Source organism: Actinoalloteichus sp. GBA129-24 (assembly GCF_001941645.1).
GTDB classification, from domain to species: domain Bacteria; phylum Actinomycetota; class Actinomycetes; order Mycobacteriales; family Pseudonocardiaceae; genus Actinoalloteichus_A; species Actinoalloteichus_A fjordicus.
This window is the reverse complement of the sequence record NZ_CP016077.1, coordinates 6,086,472-6,103,111: the sequence shown is the minus strand read 5'-3', so window position 1 is coordinate 6,103,111 and position 16,640 is coordinate 6,086,472. Positions and strand designations below refer to the sequence as shown.

General features: G+C 67.7%; 18 protein-coding genes and 1 tRNA gene. 15 read left to right on the top strand and 4 right to left on the bottom strand.

Annotation, left to right across the window (positions count from 1 at the left end; genetic code table 11):
- The first annotated feature begins 48 nt into the window (after positions 1–48).
- Positions 49–699, top strand: a complete 651-nt coding sequence (gene pnuC / locus UA75_RS26140) for a nicotinamide riboside transporter PnuC (RefSeq protein ID WP_075744229.1) — start codon at positions 49–51, stop codon at positions 697–699.
- A 69-nt stretch (positions 700–768) separates the two neighbouring features.
- A complete protein-coding gene (locus tag UA75_RS26135) occupies positions 769–2,115 on the top strand; it encodes a M14 family metallocarboxypeptidase (RefSeq protein ID WP_232237454.1) in 1,347 nt (448 codons plus the stop codon).
- Positions 2,116–2,447: 332 nt separating this feature from the next.
- On the opposite strand, the gene UA75_RS26130 is transcribed toward UA75_RS26135, so the two are convergent.
- On the bottom strand, positions 2,448–2,843 hold the full coding sequence (locus tag UA75_RS26130) for a hypothetical protein (protein WP_075742509.1): 396 nt from the start codon (positions 2,841–2,843) through the stop codon (positions 2,448–2,450).
- Positions 2,844–3,101: 258 nt separating this feature from the next.
- Between UA75_RS26130 and UA75_RS26125 the strand changes: the two genes are divergently transcribed.
- From UA75_RS26125 to UA75_RS26100, 7 genes are all read left to right on the top strand, one after another.
- Positions 3,102–3,980, top strand: coding sequence for a helix-turn-helix domain-containing protein (locus tag UA75_RS26125; protein ID WP_075742508.1), 879 nt, complete (start codon positions 3,102–3,104; stop codon positions 3,978–3,980).
- Positions 3,970–4,170 carry a DUF397 domain-containing protein gene (locus UA75_RS26120; protein WP_075742507.1) on the top strand — a complete coding sequence of 67 codons (201 nt, stop codon included), beginning with the start codon at positions 3,970–3,972 and terminating at the stop codon, positions 4,168–4,170. The genes UA75_RS26125 and UA75_RS26120 overlap by 11 nt, the downstream gene beginning before the upstream one ends.
- Positions 4,171–4,234: 64 nt before the next feature.
- Positions 4,235–4,687: a hypothetical protein gene (locus UA75_RS33460; RefSeq protein WP_157434446.1), complete on the top strand. Its 453-nt coding sequence runs from the start codon at positions 4,235–4,237 to the stop codon at positions 4,685–4,687.
- Positions 4,684–5,049: a hypothetical protein gene (locus tag UA75_RS33455; RefSeq protein ID WP_157434445.1), complete on the top strand. Its 366-nt coding sequence runs from the start codon at positions 4,684–4,686 to the stop codon at positions 5,047–5,049. The genes UA75_RS33460 and UA75_RS33455 overlap by 4 nt, the downstream gene beginning before the upstream one ends.
- 106 nt (positions 5,050–5,155) lie before the next feature.
- Positions 5,156–5,533 carry a hypothetical protein gene (locus UA75_RS26110; protein ID WP_157434444.1) on the top strand — a complete coding sequence of 126 codons (378 nt, stop codon included), beginning with the start codon at positions 5,156–5,158 and terminating at the stop codon, positions 5,531–5,533.
- Between the two features lie 173 nt (positions 5,534–5,706).
- Positions 5,707–5,925, top strand: coding sequence for a hypothetical protein (locus UA75_RS26105; protein ID WP_157434443.1), 219 nt, complete (start codon positions 5,707–5,709; stop codon positions 5,923–5,925).
- A 201-nt stretch (positions 5,926–6,126) separates the two neighbouring features.
- Positions 6,127–6,519, top strand: a complete 393-nt coding sequence (locus tag UA75_RS26100; protein ID WP_157434442.1) for a hypothetical protein — start codon at positions 6,127–6,129, stop codon at positions 6,517–6,519.
- A gap of 104 nt (positions 6,520–6,623) precedes the next feature.
- Here the strand turns inward: UA75_RS26100 and UA75_RS26095 are convergent, their stop codons facing one another.
- Positions 6,624–7,181 (bottom strand): DUF4232 domain-containing protein, encoded by a 558-nt coding sequence (locus UA75_RS26095; RefSeq protein WP_075742503.1) that lies wholly within the window; start codon positions 7,179–7,181, stop codon positions 6,624–6,626.
- 629 nt (positions 7,182–7,810) lie between these two features.
- On the opposite strand from UA75_RS26095, the gene mgtE reads away from it, so the two are divergent.
- The 3 genes from mgtE to UA75_RS26075 all read left to right on the top strand — a co-directional run bounded on the left by mgtE (position 7,811) and on the right by UA75_RS26075 (position 10,885).
- Positions 7,811–9,139 carry a magnesium transporter gene (gene mgtE / locus UA75_RS26085; RefSeq protein ID WP_075744226.1) on the top strand — a complete coding sequence of 443 codons (1,329 nt, stop codon included), beginning with the start codon at positions 7,811–7,813 and terminating at the stop codon, positions 9,137–9,139.
- Between the two features lie 316 nt (positions 9,140–9,455).
- Complete coding sequence (locus UA75_RS26080) at positions 9,456–10,061, top strand: hypothetical protein (RefSeq protein WP_075742501.1); 606 nt, start codon at positions 9,456–9,458, stop codon at positions 10,059–10,061.
- 197 nt (positions 10,062–10,258) lie between these two features.
- Positions 10,259–10,885, top strand: coding sequence for a hypothetical protein (locus tag UA75_RS26075; RefSeq protein ID WP_075742500.1), 627 nt, complete (start codon positions 10,259–10,261; stop codon positions 10,883–10,885).
- A 253-nt stretch (positions 10,886–11,138) separates the two neighbouring features.
- Here UA75_RS26075 and aceE read toward each other — a convergent pair whose 3' ends face one another.
- Entirely contained in the window at positions 11,139–13,931 is a 2,793-nt protein-coding gene (gene aceE, locus UA75_RS26070; RefSeq protein ID WP_075742499.1) for a pyruvate dehydrogenase (acetyl-transferring), homodimeric type, read from the bottom strand.
- Between the two features lie 305 nt (positions 13,932–14,236).
- On the opposite strand from aceE, the gene UA75_RS26065 reads away from it, so the two are divergent.
- From UA75_RS26065 to UA75_RS26055, 3 genes are all read left to right on the top strand, one after another.
- Complete coding sequence (locus tag UA75_RS26065; protein ID WP_075742498.1) at positions 14,237–14,668, top strand: DUF3052 domain-containing protein; 432 nt, start codon at positions 14,237–14,239, stop codon at positions 14,666–14,668.
- Positions 14,669–14,757: 89 nt separating this feature from the next.
- Entirely contained in the window at positions 14,758–15,222 is a 465-nt protein-coding gene (locus UA75_RS26060) for a peroxiredoxin (protein WP_075742497.1), read from the top strand.
- Positions 15,223–15,264: 42 nt separating this feature from the next.
- Positions 15,265–15,339, top strand: a tRNA-Val gene (locus tag UA75_RS26055).
- 287 nt (positions 15,340–15,626) lie between these two features.
- On the opposite strand, the gene UA75_RS26050 is transcribed toward UA75_RS26055, so the two are convergent.
- Entirely contained in the window at positions 15,627–16,547 is a 921-nt protein-coding gene (locus UA75_RS26050; RefSeq protein WP_075744225.1) for a helix-turn-helix transcriptional regulator, read from the bottom strand.
- Positions 16,548–16,640: the final 93 nt, after the last annotated feature.

Sequence of the window (16,640 nt, the reverse complement as noted above, 5' to 3'; positions counted from 1 at the left end):
TTCGCGTTCGCGACCCCCGGTGGCAGAGGGTTGCGAGGAGGACGCGAGATGAGTCTGCTGCTGGAACACCACCTGGTGCTGCTCGGCCAACAGGTGTCCTGGGCCGAGTTCATCGGACAGCTCTGTGCGCTGGCGGTGGTCTTCCTTGCGCAGCGCAGAACACTGTGGACCTGGCCGGTGCAGGTGGCCGCCACGGTGCTGCTGTTCAGCGTCTACTTCTCTGCGCAGCTCGGCGGACTCGCCACCCGGCAGGTCGTGATCCTGGCGATCTCGATCTACGGCTGGTGGGCCTGGAGCAGGCGGCGTGATCCCGTCTACGGCATCGCCGTCCGCCCGGCGACCGGCGTCGAGCGCCTGATCCTGCTGGGCCTCATGCTCGGGGGGACGACGGCCTTCGCGCTGCTGCTCGATTCGCTGAACGCGTCCTGGGCGCCATGGCCGGACGCGTGGATCTTCGTCGGGACGGCGGTGGCCTTCCTTGCGCAGAGCCGAGGCCTCGTCGAGTTCTGGCTCGTCTGGCTGGCGGTGGATGCGGTGGGCGTCCCGCTGCAGCTCGCCTCGGGGCTATGGTTCAGCGCACTGGTGTACGTGGTGTTCGCCGTGCTGGTGGTCCAGGGCTGGTTGCAGTGGGCGCGCGCCGCACGGGCCCAGCGCGCCGCCTCGGCCGACCCGGGGAACGCGGCGAAGTCACTAGCTTGACCGGGCAACGAGCTTCTTGATGTTCTTTTTTCGATGCCGGGCCGCCCCCGGCACGGAAGGGAGAACATCGTGTCCACCCTCCGAGAACCCCGAGGACGACGCGCCGCCCTCGTCAGACGCCTGGGGGCCGGGCTGCTCGCCGCAGGCCTGTTCGCCGCATCAGGAGCCACCGCCGTGGCCGAGACCCAGGCGGGCGGCGCGTCTCCGTCGTCGGCCGAGCCGCCGAGCACCGGCTTCGAACTGAGCGACGGTGCTGCCTGGACCACTGAGGACGAGGAGATCGCCTTCCTCGCCGAGGTCGCCGACCGTGGCCGAGGCATCGAGATCGAGCAGGCGGGCACCTCCGTCCAGGGCAGGCCGCTGAATCTGGTGCGCATCGGCGGCCCCCGATTAGCGCCCGCCCGCACCACCGCCCTCCTGCTGTGTTCACAGCATGGCAACGAGCCCTCGGGCCGCGAGGCGTGCCTGTCGACGATCCGTGATCTGGCCTTCACCGAGGATCGGGAGCTGCAACGGCTGCTCCGGACCACCGAGCTGCTGTTCGTGCCCACCGCGAACCCGGACGGCTTCGTCGCGAACACCCGAGGCAACGGCGAGGGCATCGACATCAACCGCGACCACATCGCGCTGACCACCCCCGAGGCGCGCACCATCGCGGAACTTCTCCGGGACCACGAACCGGATCTGGTCTACGACCTGCACGAGTACGGCGCCCGCCCGCCGGTGTACGACCGGGACTTCCTCTCGCTGTGGCCGCGCAACCTCAACACCGACGACCGGGTTCATGCGCAGTCCGAGGCGCTCTCCGAGGAGTACGTGCGTCCTGCGGTGGAGACGGCGGGCTTCACCAGTGGCATCTACGGCATTCACGTCGATCCGGAGACCGGCGAGCCCATCGAACAGGTCGCGGGCGACGGCCAGGAGCGCATCCTGCGCAACACCGCAGGGATCAAGGACGCGGTGGGCATCCTCGTCGAGACCAGGACCACCGCGCTGACCGAGGAGGAGCTGGCCGATCCGGCGGTGAACAACCGTCGTCGCGTCGACTCGCAGCTCGCGGGGCTGGCCGGCGCGTTCGACATGCTGCGCGAGCGGGGCGCGCGGATCAGCCTGACCACGGGCGCGGCGCGGGCCGCGGGCTATCTCAACCACAGACCGATCTACTTCGGCGGGGCCGACAACGAGGAGCCCGCGCCCGATGACGTCGTCACCGAGCGGATCTGCGGCTACCGGCTGACCGCCGAGCAGTTCACCGAGGTCGAGTCGACGTTGGCGACGCACGGCGTGCGGAGCTGGAGCGGTCGGGACGGTGTGTTGGTGCCGATGGCACAGCCGCTGCGTGAGCTGATCCCGTTGCTGCTCGACGAGCGGGCCGACTTCCACCTGACGGCGGGGACTCCGGCGGCTCGCTGCTGAGGCCGGACGGGCCGGACCGCCGGAATCGTCGGTCTGGCCCGACTCGCAGGCCTCGCCGTTTCGAGCCGTCTCGTGATCCTCGGCAGGCAGGCTGATGCCTCCGGCGATCGTGCTCGGGGCGATGTCGTGAGCGGGAGCAGTGTCGACCGGGCTTCCGCGCCAGCGTGGCGGGCTGGAGCTGCCGTGTTGACGGTGCCCGACAGGCCGGCGCCGGGCTTCCGCGACAACTGGCCTGCCTGCGGCGGTCTGCGTGCGGCGTGAGCGGGCTGATCTCCAGGAGCTCGCGGCGATCGGTTCCGCCGCAGGCCGACGACCGCTTTCGGATCAGCTGCTCAACCGGCCTTGTCGAGCAGGGCCGCCTGGGCGGTCAGGTCCCGTTCGACGGCCTCGTCCTCGTAGGCGAGGCGGAGGATCTCGGCGGGTTCGCTGGGACTGTCCTCGAGCTGGACCGCCTTAGCGCCTGCGCCGGCACCGATGAGATAGCAGTGTCGGAAGTAGCGGCCCGGCTCGTCCTCCTCGTCGAGGACGGCGAGCTGCGCCTCGAACAGCCCGAAGTCGCACCGATGTTCGGCGAGGACGCCCAGTGCCCACGGCGCCAGCTTCTCCTTGGCCCGTTCGAGGTTCTGGGGGTCGAGATCGACCACCACCTGGACGCCGAGGAGGCGATCCCATTCGCGAGCGCCACTGCTGCTCTTGAAGCACTCGTGAAGCACGTATCCGATCCGCATGACGACGACCTCCTGGCAGGGGAAGACTGGGCGGTGATCGTCAGAAGAGCAGCCGTGATCCAGGCGGCGGCGGTCTCGCTAGACTGCCGCCGACCACCGGATGAGGGAGAGATCGGCCACCGGTTCCGACTGGGCCGAGTTTAACCCTCACGTGCCACGTGGCACACGACCCTGAAAGGGTGAACTTGTGCTGCCTTCCGTCGCTCCCTCGGCACACTGGCCTTGATCACCCGATCGACACCGGAGGGGAAACCGACGATGAGCAGCAGGTCTCGGCAGACGATCGAACGTCGCCAGCTCGGCGCTGAACTGAACAGGCTCCGTAAGGCCGCAGGTAAGCAGCAGAAGGATGCGGCAGCCGTCCTCGAATGCGACAGCAGCGTGATCAGCAGGATGGAGGGCGGTGGTCGACCGCTGAAGCGCTTGGAGGTCGACGCCCTGCTTGATCTCTACGGCGTCCCAGCCGAAGCTCGTCCCGAGATCTACGACCTGGCTCAGGTAGCGCGGCAGCGCCAGCCGAGGCGGATGCACTCCGATGTCATGCCAGGAGCCTTCCGACGCCTCAGCGACCACGAGGCGTTCGCCAGCGAGATCTACTACTCAGAGGGCGAGATCATTCCGGGGCTGTTGCAGACTGAAGACTATGCACGGGCGTTGATCCGCGTGTCCAGGGCTGCCATTGGAGCAGATGATCCCATCGAGGTCGAGAACCTCGTCCAGTTCCGTATGGAACGTCAGGAGCTGCTCACCCGTGAAGACGCGCCTCGGTTGTGGTTCGTCATCGGTGAAGCCGCACTTCGTCGTCCTCTGGGTAGTCGGACTATCCTACTAAACCAGATTCGCCGATTGCTTCTCGTCATCGAAAATCAGCGGACCGTCACCATTCAGGTGGCGCCGCTGTCGATCGCGGACCACCCGATGTTGGGCGATTCGATGGCAATCTTCCGCTTCGGGGCGAAGGCGCCAGACACTGTCTACCAGTCTACGTTTATCGAGGGTGGGGTCTACCTCAAGGCTGACGAGGATATCGCGGCCTGTATCCACGCTTTCGATCGGTTGCGAGCGGTCGCATTGGGTCCGGATCAATCCCGAGAATTTTTGACACGTTGCGTGAAGGAGCTGGACGGTGCCAGTTGAGAGAGCGTGGTTCAAGAGCAGCCGCAGCGGCGGGAACAATGCCAACTGTGTCGAGGTGCGTTTCGCCTCGGGTGGGGTGGATGTGCGGGATTCGAAGAATGCCGCAGGTCCGAGGTTGAGTGTGTCTTCACCTGTTTGGGTGCAGTTCCTTGACGATCTCCGGGGTGGGCGGGCGACCATGGATCGCTGACGTGATCACGTGGGGGTAGGTCATTGGCTGTGCTGTTGCCGTCGTCGTGGCCGGGTGGGTGCGCATGACGTCGATGCCCGAGGTGATCGCCCGGCTTCGCGCGGCCTTGACCGGCCTGCGTCCCGAGGAGCTCCGCGAGATCCACCAGCACCTCAACGTAATCGCATCAATCACGGATGGCACGGCAGGGGCGGGCCATTGGAAGGGGCAGACTGCTGCCGATCACGCTCGTAGCGAAGGCAAGGGAATCGGCCGTAAGCCGCGTGGTTCGAAGAAACGGCCAATCCGTGAGGTTCGAAGCACGGAGGAGTTGCTGGAGATATTCAATGCTCTCTCACGGGGAGGTACTGTACTTGATCTACCCCGCTACGATGGTGTCATGGTCTTGCTGCCTGATGCGACCAAAATTGGATACCGAACGAAGTCAACAAGTTCGCCTGATCCGACTATCGACATCAGGACTGAGCAAGACGTGAAGCTGAAGATCCACGTTAATCGGGAGGGTTGGACGCCGTGATCGATAATGAGATCGTAGAGGGCGTGATGGAATCTGCGGAGGACGACTATATCGATATGACCGATATAATGCACTATATTCGAGATCAGGCCGATGACTCGCCGGCGCGGCTGCGGATTGCGGCGACCGTTGCCGACAAACTGGTTCGGGAGGGGCGGATAGTTCCAGGAGATCTCACTCGGGAGGGGTTTTATCCTTGGCTTACCTCGCCTGATGAATCGGCTGATCGAATCACTTCAGAATCCAATCTTTGGGCCGACGAAAGGAAGGAGGTCCACTTCGGCACCATTGCCTGGTTCGACCTGCCGAGTCGAATCGCTGCGCGGGCCGCAGATCGCGATGCTGCTACGCCGAGTGAATAAGGTTAGACCGTTGAGGTGGGTGTCAATCGTGGGGGTGGATAATTGATTGATGAAGAGATCATTGCGGGTGTGTTTGAAGCAGCTGGCGACGACTACATCGACATGAGTGATCGAAAGCGCCATGGAGGCGATCGAGGATGATTATCTGGACATGACCGTCATCATGTACCATGTTCGAGATCAAGCTGGTGACTCGCCGGCGCGGCTGCGGATTGCGGCGACCGTTGCCGACAAGCTCGTGCGAGAAGGACGTATAGTTCCGGGCGATCTCACCCGAGATGGATTTCTTCCCTGGCTCAGCCTGCCTGATGAATCCGCTGATCGCATCACCTCGGAATCGAACAGCTGGGCAGATGAAAGAAGGGAGATTCACTTCGGCACCATCGCCTGGTTCGATCTGCTGAGCCGCATCGCGGCTCGCGCCGCAGATCGTGATCGCTCGGTTTCTGAAGGGGGCTGTGATGAGCAGCGGGCAGAGCCATGAATCGGCTGCCACGAGACAAGGAGGACGAAGAGTGCGACTGCTGGTGATCGGTTATCGACGGGAACACCGCCGGTCAAGACGCCAGCAGGGTCGATCAGGCGTGCCGGGGGCGGCCAGGAGACGGCTCTGGGGGGCGTATGCACTCGGCCGGTGAGATTCTCGATCGGTTGACGATGGCGGTCACTGATCTGCCCGGCGCCCGGTCGGTCGCGAACCGGGCAGCGGGTATCGAGGCGGGCGCGGAGCTTCGCGGAAGTTGGCACGGCGGGTCGGACGATCGGGCGTGGGAAGCCGTCGCCGCACTGAGCCGGGCGGCCGACGAACTGGAGTCCGCAGGTCTGCTCCTAACCCGGCTCGACGAATCGGTGCGGGCTTATTCCGCAGTTCTCTGATCGCACTCGACGCCGCCGTCAGCGGCGGAGATCCTTGACTTTCAAGCCTCGGTCGACGGGTGAGATGCAAGAGAACGTCGCAGTTCCGAAGTTGAGTGTGTTCGCACTCATCTGGATGCGGTTTCTTGACTGTCTCCGCAGCAGGCAGCCCACCATGGAGCGCCGATCGTATGATGCTCACCTGGCTCCACTGTTGATGGTTTGACCGAGTCGGATCTGCGGCTCAATATTCATGTCAACCGCGAGGGTGGAAAATTGGTTGATGACGAGGTCGTCGAAGGCGTCATGGAGGCAATTGAAGACGACTATCTGGACCTGACCGTGATCATGTACTTGGCCAGGGATCAGACTGCTGATGATCATGAGCTGCTGCGAGTTGCCGCTGTCATTGCTGAGGAGCGGGTGCGGGATGGAAAAATAGTTCCCGGAGACCTCGCAAAGAATGGATTCGTCCCATGGAAAGTCTCGTCGGCAGAGTCCGCCGGCCGCATCCTCGCTGAGGCGGATGCCTGGGCGGATGCCGGGAAGGAAGTCTATTTCGGCACCATTGCCTGGTTCGATCTGCCGGAAAGACTCGATGGAAACGACGAGTAGTGGGCTGATGAAGGGAGAATCTGTTTGGCCGCCTCGTCATGCGAGCAGGCCTGCCCGGTGCTGAGTGCACCGGGCAGACCACGCGGTCGGGCAACTCGCCCCGATCAGAAGAGGACGCCGTCCGTGACCGGCTGGAGGGTGCCGACGCGCAGGCCGGTGAGCGGGATCTGCACCGGCTCGTCCTCGGCGCCGACGATCCTCGCCTGGACCTCGCCGTCGAATTCGGGCAGCGAGGCGGTGAAGCCGGCGGCGACGTAGGTGTCCGGGTCGCCCTTATCACCGAGGTCCACCTGGACGCCCGCGAAGGCGGTGTGGTCCGGGGCCAGGGTGATCGGTGCGGGGGCGCCGGGGTGGTCGACGGAGTCGTTGGGTACCTGGTCGATCGGCTCGCCCGCCATGTTCTGGCCCGCCAGTCCGAGCGCGCCGCTGAACTCGCAGGTCTTGTCCGAGACGTTCGTCAGCGCCAGCAGATAGTCGGCGGGGCGCTCGGGCTGAGGATTGAGCTCGACCTCGACGTCCTCGGCCGTGCAGGCCGAGACGCCGCCCTCGCGGACATCGGGCTCCGTCGCCGTCGCTCCTGCGACGGTCTGCCCGCCCACCAGAAGCAGCGCGCCGCCGAGAACCCCCGCCAGGGTGGTCGTCGTCCGAGTCGTCTTCCGCATCAGAATCCCTTCGGTATGTCATGTCGTTATGTCGTTCGGCCCGGCCCTTCCGTTCTGCAGACCTGTCCACAAGACGTGCCTGTCCAGGGGGAGGTTGCCTGTGGTTCCCTGTTCAGAAGTGTTCATCGTGCAGGCGGGCCTGCATCGGGCCGGTTCATCGGCGTCGGATCGGCCGCCCGTCGCGTCGAGATGAGCAGGCTTGATCGGACCTCGTGAACAGCTTCCGGCGCGAACAGGTCGCTGCTCGATCCGCATCGGACGTAGTCCCTCGCCGTCGGCGACGGCACCGGCGCGCGTCGTGGAATTCGGCGGGGCGGGACGCCGGGCTGCTGCTCGCCGCCATTGTCTGCACCGAGACCGCCGACGGACCGCAGGACAGAACGCCGCTCGGCGTCCTCGTGGTTCGAGCTGTCCATTGCTCCCGCCGCCGCGTGACGGTCGCCGCGCCGGCAGACCGGGATGGACCCACCCGGGGATGCACGGGAGCGACCTCAACACGATCGACCGATCTAGCCCGACGATCTTCGCCCGGCGGAGTACCGCCCGCGCCGGCAGGCTCGGCCCCGACGACGACTCCAATGCGCGGAGTAGGTTGTGCGGCGGTCCGCGATCGGCTGGAGGTGGCCCTGATGGAGGACGAGCTGCGCGATCTCGTCGAGGCCGAGGACCTCGGTGCGGTGCGCCGATGGCTCGGCGACCGCCCGCCGCACGAGGTCGCCGCCGAACTCGGCCGCCTCGACCAGCCCGCGATGGCCCTGCCCTTCCGGCTGTTGGAGAAGGACCGGGCACTGGAGGTCTTCGAGGAACTCGATCCGGTGCATCAGCAGTGTGTGTTGGACGGCCTGCGGGATCACGCCTTCCGGGAACTTGTCGAGGGGATGGACCCCGACGACCGCGCGCGGATGCTCGCCGAGGCGCCTGCCACCGTGGTCCGTCGGGTCCTGGCCGGGCTGAGTCCGGGGGAGCGGCGCACCACGGCCGCGCTGCTCGGGTATCCCGAGGGCTCGGTGGGACGGGTGATGACTCCGGAGGTCGTCTGGGTGCATCCGTGGCAGACGGTCGCGGAGGCGCTGGCGACGGTCCGGCGTCGGGGCGCTGACGCCGAGACCGTCTACACGCTTCCCGTCATCGACACCGGGCGCAGGCTCCTCGGCGTGGTGTCGCTGCGCACCCTGGTGCTCAGCGGAACCGAGGAACGTCTCGAAGATCTGGTGAACACCGAGGTCCCCTCGGTGGCCGCCACCGATGAGGCCGAGGGCGCCGCACGGCTCATGCAGGAGGCCGACCTGCTCGGCCTGCCGATCGTCGACAGTGAACAGCGGCTCGTCGGTCTGCTCACCGTCGACGACGCGATCGAGGTCATCGAGGAGGCCGACACCGAGGACGTCGAACGTCAGGCCGCGGCCAGCCCGCTCGGCAGGCCCTATCTGGCGGCGAGCGTGATCGCCCTGGCCCGGTCGCGACTGCCCTGGCTGCTGCTGCTCATCGTGGCGGCGACCATGACGGTGAACGTCCTGACGTTCTTCGAGGCCAGCCTCGCGGAGGTGACGGCATTGGCGCTGTTCATCCCGCTGATCACCGGCACGGGCGGCAACGCCGGTTCGCAGTCGGCGACGTCGATCGTGCGGGCGCTCGCCGTCGGCGACGTGCGATTCGGTGACCTGCCGAAGGTGCTCTGGCGGGAGGGGCGAGTCGGCCTGATGCTGGGCGTCGCGCTCGCGACGATCGGCGTGGTCGTCTGCACCCTGTTCGCCGGGTGGCGGCTCGGGCTGGTGGTGGCGCTGTCGCTGATCGCGGTCTGCACTTGGGCCGCCATCGTGGGCGGCGGGATGCCGTTGCTGGCGAAGAAGATCGGCGTCGACCCCGCCGTGGTCTCCGCCCCGATGGTCACCACCCTGGTCGACGCGACCGGACTGATCATCTACTTCCTCACCGCCCATCTCGTCCTCGGGCTCTGATCGCCCCCGGCGGCGGCCGGACCCGACTCGGTCGGCCGGTGCGGGACGCATCGGAGATCGTCCGCCGCCGGGCAGGCCACTCGGCCGGTCTGCGCCTGCGGCACTGCGCCGTGGTCGAGGCGGTCCCGGCGTGACCCCGCCCCCAGGCCGGGCGAAGCCCGTGTCGCGGGCGCGGCAGCGGGCTGTTCGCAGCCGAGGGAACGTCATCGGCCCGCGAACGTCCCAGTGACATGAGACGAGACCGGATCGCCTCGACGCCCGCAGCCGCCGAATCGGTCGTCGACCTCGGCAGGCATCCGTGCTTCGGAGTCCGGGCATGACCTGCGCGGCTCCGCGCCTCGGCTGGCCCACGTGGTGGCGGGCCTGCGCCTGGCTGCTCGTCGCCGCCGCAGGCAGCGCCGCGTTCGGGTGGCTGTTCGACGCGCTGGCCGTCGTCACGGGCTGCGGGGACGGGTTCGGCAACGCCGGGCTGTCCGGCAGGCTCGACGGCGCCGCGTGCCTGCTGATCGAGGACGGCATCCCGTTGTTCCGGCTGCCGTGGGCGGATCTGGCGCTGGGCGGGACGCTCGCGGCGGCGGCCTTGGTCGCGACCCTGCTCACCCTGCGTGCCGTGCAGCGGGGCGGCGGCGTGCGCGCCGCGCTGGTGCCCGTGCCCGCGCTGCTCGTCGCCGGGGCCGTCGCGGCCGTGCGCGAGTTGCAGCTGATCTCCGTAGAGCCTGTTTTTAATCCCCACTTTCGGAGTTGCGCGGGGCCAGCGCGGCTATCTGCGGCGTTGTCGTCAGTCAACATAACTCCGTTATGTCTCCTTCCTTCGCCTTGCAGCTCAGCCACGCTGATCCCCGCTCACGACTCCAGGAGGATCAAAAACAGGCTCTTAGACGTGCACCCCTGGTTCGTCCACCCCCGCCGCACTCGACAGTGATCCGGACGACGCCTATGCCTATCGCTTCCACACGGCCACTGTCGCGGAGTACACCCTGCACACTCCGGGCGGCGACCACGTCCTGGCCACGCCGCAGCCCTGGTGGATTCCGGCCCTGATCGCCGGGCTGCTCGCCGTCGCGGTGACGACGACCGCGCGCGCCGCAGCCGCGGCGCATCGAGACTGACGCCGAGGCGATGACCGTGTCGCCGGGGCGCAGCAGCCCGATCCGGCCCGTCTGGTGGTGGGCCCCCGCCGTGCTGCTCGTCCTGTTCTCGGTGCTGCTAGCGGCCGCCTGGTCCGCCCATGTGGTGCTGATGCAGCGCGACTGTGCCGCAGGCTTCGACCAGCCGGGGCTCACCGGACGGAGCCTCGACACCCGGTGTGTGCTTGCTCAGGACGGCACGACGTTCCTCGCACTGGACTGGGGTGAGATCGCGGTGGCGGCGGCCTTGGCGCTGGTCGTCGCGACGGCCACCCTGCTGCTGTTGTGGGCAGGCCCCTGGCGACGCTGGGCGGGCTGGCTCGCGCTGGTCGCCGTCGTCGTGCTGCTGCGGATCGCCGCGATCATGGGCCTGCGAAGGCGGAATCTGAACCAGCCCGATTGGCCGGAGTTCACCCTGGCCCCGGACACGCCGTCCATGGAGAGTTATGCGATCACGCCGCGCGGCGCCACGCTGGAGGTGCGTACACCCACCGGTCCGGTGGTGGTGCCGGAGCCGTCGGGTGGCTGGCTCGACCTCGCGCTGGTGGCAGGGCTGCTCGCCGTTGCCCTGACGATCGCCACCTTCTCCCTCGCGCGGCGGGCGCGGCGGGCGCGGTGACCAGGTGCCGCCTGCGAGGCGGCTGTGCTCCGCCCTCGTTGAAGAGACGGCGCTTCTCGACATCCCGGCCCGGCAGCCAGGGGCGGTGTTGCCAACGGTCGGTCCGGCCTCAGGCGCCGACCCGCGCCGTCCGACACCGAGACCCGTCCGACACCGAGACCTGACCGGCCAGGCCCACGGCACACTCCCCGACACGCCGACGGCCTCCCGCCCCGGCCGAAGCCGGGCGAGAGGCCGTCGAGGTCATGGGACCTCAGGAGACCCCGGGATCGGAGGTCTGCGGACCGGCCGCCTGCACGTCCTCGATCCGGTAGGTCCGCGCCGCCTGCTCGGCCACCGAGTGGTCGATGTCGCCGCGTCGGGCCAACGCCAGCAGCGTGCCCACCACGATCGACTCCGCGTCGACGAGGAACTTCCGCCGGGCCGCAGGCCTGGTGTCCGAGAAGCCGAAGCCGTCCGTGCCGAGGGTGAGCATGTCGGTGGGCACCCACGGCCGGATGAGGTCCGGCACCGCGCGCATCCAGTCCGACACCGCCACGACCGGGCCGCCGGTGCCCTCCAACGCACGGGTCACGTGCGGCACCTCACGCCTCGACCCCGGCCGGAGCAGGTTGTCCTGCTCGGTCCGCACCGCCTCGCGGCGCAGCTCCGCCCAGGACGTCGCCGACCAGACCGCCGCCTGCACGCCGTGGTGCTCGGCCAGCAGCTCCTGCGCCCGCAACGCCCAGGGCATCGACACCCCGGAGGCGAGGATCTGTGCCGTCGGGCCGTCGCCCGCAGGAGCCTTCGCGTACCGGTACAGCCCGCGCAGCAGCCCGTCGACGTCGAGATCATCGGGCTCGGCAGGCTGCCGGTAGGGGTCGTTGTAGACGGTGAGGTAGAACATGACGTCCTCGCCGTGCGGGAACTCCTCGGACTCCCCGTACATGCGGCGCAGACCGTCTTTGACGATGTGCGCGACCTCGAAGGACCACGCCGGGTCGTAGGAGACGACCGCGGGGTTGGTCGCCGCCAGCAGCAGTGAGTGTCCGTCGTTGTGCTGGAGGCCCTCGCCGGTGAGCGTGGTCCGGCCCGCCGTGGCGCCGAGGACGAATCCGCGCGCCATCTGGTCGGCCGCCGCCCACAGGCCGTCGCCGGTGCGCTGGAACCCGAACATCGAATAGAAGATGTAGACCGGGATCATGTGCTCGCCGTGCGTGGCGTAGGAGGTCGCCGCCGCCGTGAACGAGGCGGTTGAGCCGCCCTCGTTGATGCCCTCGTGCAGGATCTGACCCTGCTCGCTCTCCTTGTAGGCGAGCATGAGCTGGGCGTCCACCGACGTGTAGAGCTGGCCGCTGGGGTTGTAGATCTTCTGCGTCGGGAACATCGAGTCCATCCCGAACGTGCGTGCCTCGTCCGGGATGATCGGCACCAGCCTCGGCCCGATCTCGGGGTCCTTGGCCAGGTCGCGGATCAGCCGCACGAAGGCCATCGTCGTGGCGACGTCCTGCTTGCCGGAGCCGCGTTTGACGACGTCGTAGACCTTGTCACCCGGCAGCACCAGCGGCTTGGCCTTCACCCGGCGCTCCGGCACGAAACCGCCGAGCCTGCGGCGTCGATCCAGCAGGTACTGGATCTCCGGGGCGTCGTTCCCGGGGTGGTAGTACGGCGGCAGGTACGGGTCGGCCTCCAACTGCGCGTCCGTGATCGGCACCCGCGTGCTGTCTCGGAACAGCTTGAGGTCGTTGAGGGTCATCTTCTTCATCTGGTGCGTGGCGTTGCGACCGGCGAACGTCGGACCGAGGCCGTAGCCCTTGATGGTCTTGGCGAGGATCACCGTGGGCTGGCCGTGGTGCGAGGTCGCCGCCTGGTACGCGGCGTAGACCTTGCGGTAGTCGTGGCCGCCGCGCTTGAGGTTCCAGATCTGCTGGTCGGTGTACTCGGTGACCAGTTCCTTGGTACGCGGGTCGCGGCCGAAGAAGTGCTCACGCACGTAGGCGCCGTCGTTGGCCTTGTACGTCTGGTAGTCGCCGTCCGGCGTGGTGTTCATCAGGTTGATCAGCGCGCCGTCGCGGTCGCCGTGCAGCAGCGAGTCCCACTCGCGGCCCCAGACGACCTTGATGACGTTCCAGCCCGCGCCCCGGAAGTAGGACTCCAGCTCCTGGATGATCTTCCCGTTGCCTCGGACCGGCCCGTCGAGCCGCTGGAGGTTGCAGTTGATCACGAAGGTGAGGTTGTCCAGGCCCTCGTTCGCGGCGACGTGGATCAGACCGCGTGACTCCGGCTCGTCCATCTCGCCGTCGCCGAGGAACGCCCACACGTGCTGATCCGAGGTGTCCTTGATACCCCGGTTGTGCAGATAGCGGTTGAACCGTGCCTGGTAGATGGCGTTCATCGGGCCGAGGCCCATCGACACCGTCGGGAACTCCCAGAAATGCGGCATCAGCCGGGGGTGCGGGTACGAGGGCAGCCCACCGCCCGGTCCCGCGTGGGAGTACTCCTGCCGGAAGCCGTCGAGCTGCGACTCGGTGAGCCTGCCTTCCAGGAAGGCCCTGGCGTAGATGCCGGGGGAGCCGTGTCCCTGAATGAAGACCTGGTCGCCGCCGCCGGGGTGGTCCTTGCCTCGGAAGAACCAGTTGAAGCCGACCTCGTAGAGCGTCGCGGACGAGGCGTAGGTGGAGATGTGGCCGCCGACCCCGATGCCCGGCCGCTGCGCGCGGTGCACGGTCATGGCGGCGTTCCAGCGGATCCACGCCCGGTAGCGGCGTTCGGTCTCCTCGTCACCGGGGAACCAGGGCTCCACATCGGTGGGGATCGAGTTGACGTAGTCGGTGGAGGTCAGGGAGGGCAGGCCGACGCCGCTCTCCCTGGCGCGCTCGAGAAGTCGGAGCATCACGTATCGGGCGCGCTGCCTGCCGGTGGCGGACAGGATCGAGTCGAAGCTCTCCAGCCACTCGGCTGTCTCCTCCGGGTCGATGTCCGGAAGGTGCGCGGCAAGGCCGTCCCGGATCACACGCACCCGCTGCGGGGCGTTGTCGGCGGCGTTGCCGTTGTTCTGCGGGGCCAAGGGATCTCCTCGCCAACGTCGAGGTGTCGTCAAGCTGGGCTTCGCCCAACGCTGCCATCCTTCACCATCGTCGTCTCGGACCGCTGGTGCCGTCATCTGTACCGGTCAGTAACTTTTCGCAGGCACGAGTACCCTGACCGGTGGTGATTGGATCTCCTGCGGCGTGTCCACCTGCCAGCGGTTGCGCTGGGGGGTGCGATCGGTGTTCGCTAGCCGGAATCGGTCGCAGTAGATCGGACAGAGCAACTGTGTGCGAGGGCCGTTCGAGGCCCTGGCACCTCCACTGTAGGAGGAGTGAGTAAGCCGTGGTCGCCGCGGGAGACGCCGGAAAGGTCGGCGTCGCCGACAGGCTCGGGATCGAGCCGGATATGGTGGTCCAGGAGATCGGCTGGGACGAGGACGTCGATGACGAACTTCGTGCAGCGGTCCAGGAGCGTTGCGGCAGTGAGCTGCGCGACGAGGAAGTCGACGAAGTCGTGGACGTCGTCCTGCTGTGGTGGCGGGATGACGACGGTGATCTGGTGGACACGCTCGTCGACGCGATCTCTCCGCTGGCCGACAACGGCGTGATCTGGGTCTTCACGCCGAAGACCGGCAGAGACGGCTACGTCGAGCCCAGCGAGATCGCCGAGGCCGCGCCGACAGCCGGACTGTCTCGGACATCCAGCGTCAGCGTCGCGGAGGACTGGTCCGCGACGCGGCTGGTCTCGCCGAAGGCGGCCAAGTCGAAACGCTGACCCACCAGCTCCCGAACACGCTGTCCCGGCCTGCGCTGACGCGGTCGGGACGGCGCCTATCAGAGCTTCCAGCAGAAGGGTTCGCGGTAATGACACTTGAGGTCGGTACTCAGGCCCCGGACTTCACGCTCAACGACTACGACAAGCAGTCGGTGACGCTCTCGTCGTTCCAGGGGAAGAGCAACGTGCTGCTCGTCTTCTACCCCTTCGCCTTCAGCGGGACCTGCACCGGTGAGCTGTGCCAGGTTCGCGACGAGCTCGCCGACTACCAGGGTGCCGACGTGACCGTGCTCGGCGTGTCGGTCGACACGACGTTCAGCCTGAAGAAGTGGGCGGGCCAGGAGGGATACACCTTCCCGCTGCTGTCCGACTTCTGGCCGCACGGTGCCGTCGCGCAGACCTACGGCGTGTTCAACGAGGCAGCCGGGTTCGCGAATCGCGGCACCTTCCTGATCGACAAGCAGGGTGTCATCCGCTTCGCCGAGCGCAACGGGGCAGGCGAGGCGCGCGACCAGTCGGCCTGGAAGAAGGCGATCGCCGAACTGGCGGCCTGACTCGACCGTGTCGGGGAGCCGGGTAGGCTTCCCGACACGATCGGGCGCATAGCTCAGCGGGAGAGCACTCGGTTTACACCCGAGCGGTCGCAGGTTCGAATCCTGCTGCGCCCACCATGTCCGTCGACGTGCCCGCCGCGAGGTCCGGTGCAGGCGGAGCGTCATCACGGGCAGGCTGCCTCGCCCAGTCGGCGAGTGCGGCGCCCGGTGCGGCGCCTCGCGATGCAGGCCGCCGGTCGTCACGGTGTGACGCGCTGCCGTCGCGAGCCCACGCAGGCTCCTTCGGCACGGTTCGGCAGGACGGGCTTCCATCCCCTCGGGACGCGCCCGGGTCGGGGGCGTGTCCGGGGTCGGCCTGCGACGCACGGTGTGTGGGCCGGACGGCTGCGACGTGGGTCTGTCGATCAGTCGTTCCCGGCCCTCGGCGGCATCGCCTCCTCATCGTCCTGCGCCGTCGCGGACTTCGCCCGACGGTGTGCCTCGGGCAGGCGGGTCGCGGCCCAGGCCGTCAAGCGGGCGAACTTGTCTGCGGAGTCGCTGCCGGGCGGGGCACTGTAGGTGACGATCTGCAGACCCGACTCGCCCACCTGCTCGAACACGTCGAAGGCGACCTCGATCAGGCCGACCTCCGGATGGCGGAACGACTTGACGCCCGTGCGATGCGAGTGCACGTCGTGGCCTGCCCAATCCTGCCGGAAGTGCGGGCTGCGGGCGGACAGCTCGCCGATGAGCGCGGTCAGGTCCCTGTTCAGCGGATCGCGGCCTGCTTCCAGCCGCATCACCGCCGCCGCCGTCCGGCGGGCCTGCGGCCAGTAGAGGTAGTAGTCCCGAGCGCGGGGGTCGAGGAAGATGAACCGAGCGATGTTCGGCACGCCCTCGGTGTCGAAATGCGGTGCATAGAGCGCCCGGCCGGGGAGGTTGGCCGCGATGAGGTCCTGACTCGCGTTGTGCACGATCGCGGGGACCGTCAGGTTGTCCAGCACACGCTGCACCGACGTCCGCACCGACCGGACGACGGGCCGGGTGCGGACTGCGGCTGCCGACGGCGCAGCGCGGGCGAGATCGAACAGGTACTCCCGTTCGGCCTCGTCGAGCTGCAAGGCGCGGGCGATCGCGTTGAGCACGCTGTCCGAGGCCCGCCGGATGTCTCCGCGTTCCAGCCTCGTGTAGTAGTCCAGGCTGACGCCTGCCAGCATCGCGACCTCTTCACGCCGCAGGCCGGGCACGCGCCGCCCGCCGCCGAAGTCGGGAATGCCTGCCTGCTCGGGGGTGACGTTCGCGCGACGGGAGACGACGAACTCCCGAACCTCGTCCCTGGTGCTCATGAATCCGATGGTAGAGCGGCCACGAGCAGCGGAGAGCGGTCGGATCGACCCCCGCCGCTGCTCGACGCCGACGCTGTCGTCTGCGACGTCCGA

Bases quoted from the DNA above. Each gene is read 5' to 3' on its own strand.
- UA75_RS26075 (WP_075742500.1), top strand. From the start codon at position 10,259: ATGACCGTGTCGCCGGGGCGCAGCAGCCCGATCCGGCCCGTCTGGTGG.
- UA75_RS26105 (WP_157434443.1), top strand. From the start codon at position 5,707: ATGGCGGTCACTGATCTGCCCGGCGCCCGGTCGGTCGCGAACCGGGCA.
- UA75_RS26050 (WP_075744225.1), bottom strand. From the start codon at position 16,547: ATGAGCACCAGGGACGAGGTTCGGGAGTTCGTCGTCTCCCGTCGCGCG.
- mgtE (WP_075744226.1), top strand. From the start codon at position 7,811: ATGGAGGACGAGCTGCGCGATCTCGTCGAGGCCGAGGACCTCGGTGCG.
- UA75_RS26080 (WP_075742501.1), top strand. From the start codon at position 9,456: ATGACCTGCGCGGCTCCGCGCCTCGGCTGGCCCACGTGGTGGCGGGCC.
- UA75_RS26125 (WP_075742508.1), top strand. From the start codon at position 3,102: ATGAGCAGCAGGTCTCGGCAGACGATCGAACGTCGCCAGCTCGGCGCT.
- UA75_RS26130 (WP_075742509.1), bottom strand. From the start codon at position 2,843: ATGCGGATCGGATACGTGCTTCACGAGTGCTTCAAGAGCAGCAGTGGC.
- UA75_RS26095 (WP_075742503.1), bottom strand. From the start codon at position 7,181: ATGCGGAAGACGACTCGGACGACGACCACCCTGGCGGGGGTTCTCGGC.
- UA75_RS33460 (WP_157434446.1), top strand. From the start codon at position 4,235: ATGACGTCGATGCCCGAGGTGATCGCCCGGCTTCGCGCGGCCTTGACC.
- UA75_RS26060 (WP_075742497.1), top strand. From the start codon at position 14,758: ATGACACTTGAGGTCGGTACTCAGGCCCCGGACTTCACGCTCAACGAC.
- pnuC (WP_075744229.1), top strand. From the start codon at position 49: ATGAGTCTGCTGCTGGAACACCACCTGGTGCTGCTCGGCCAACAGGTG.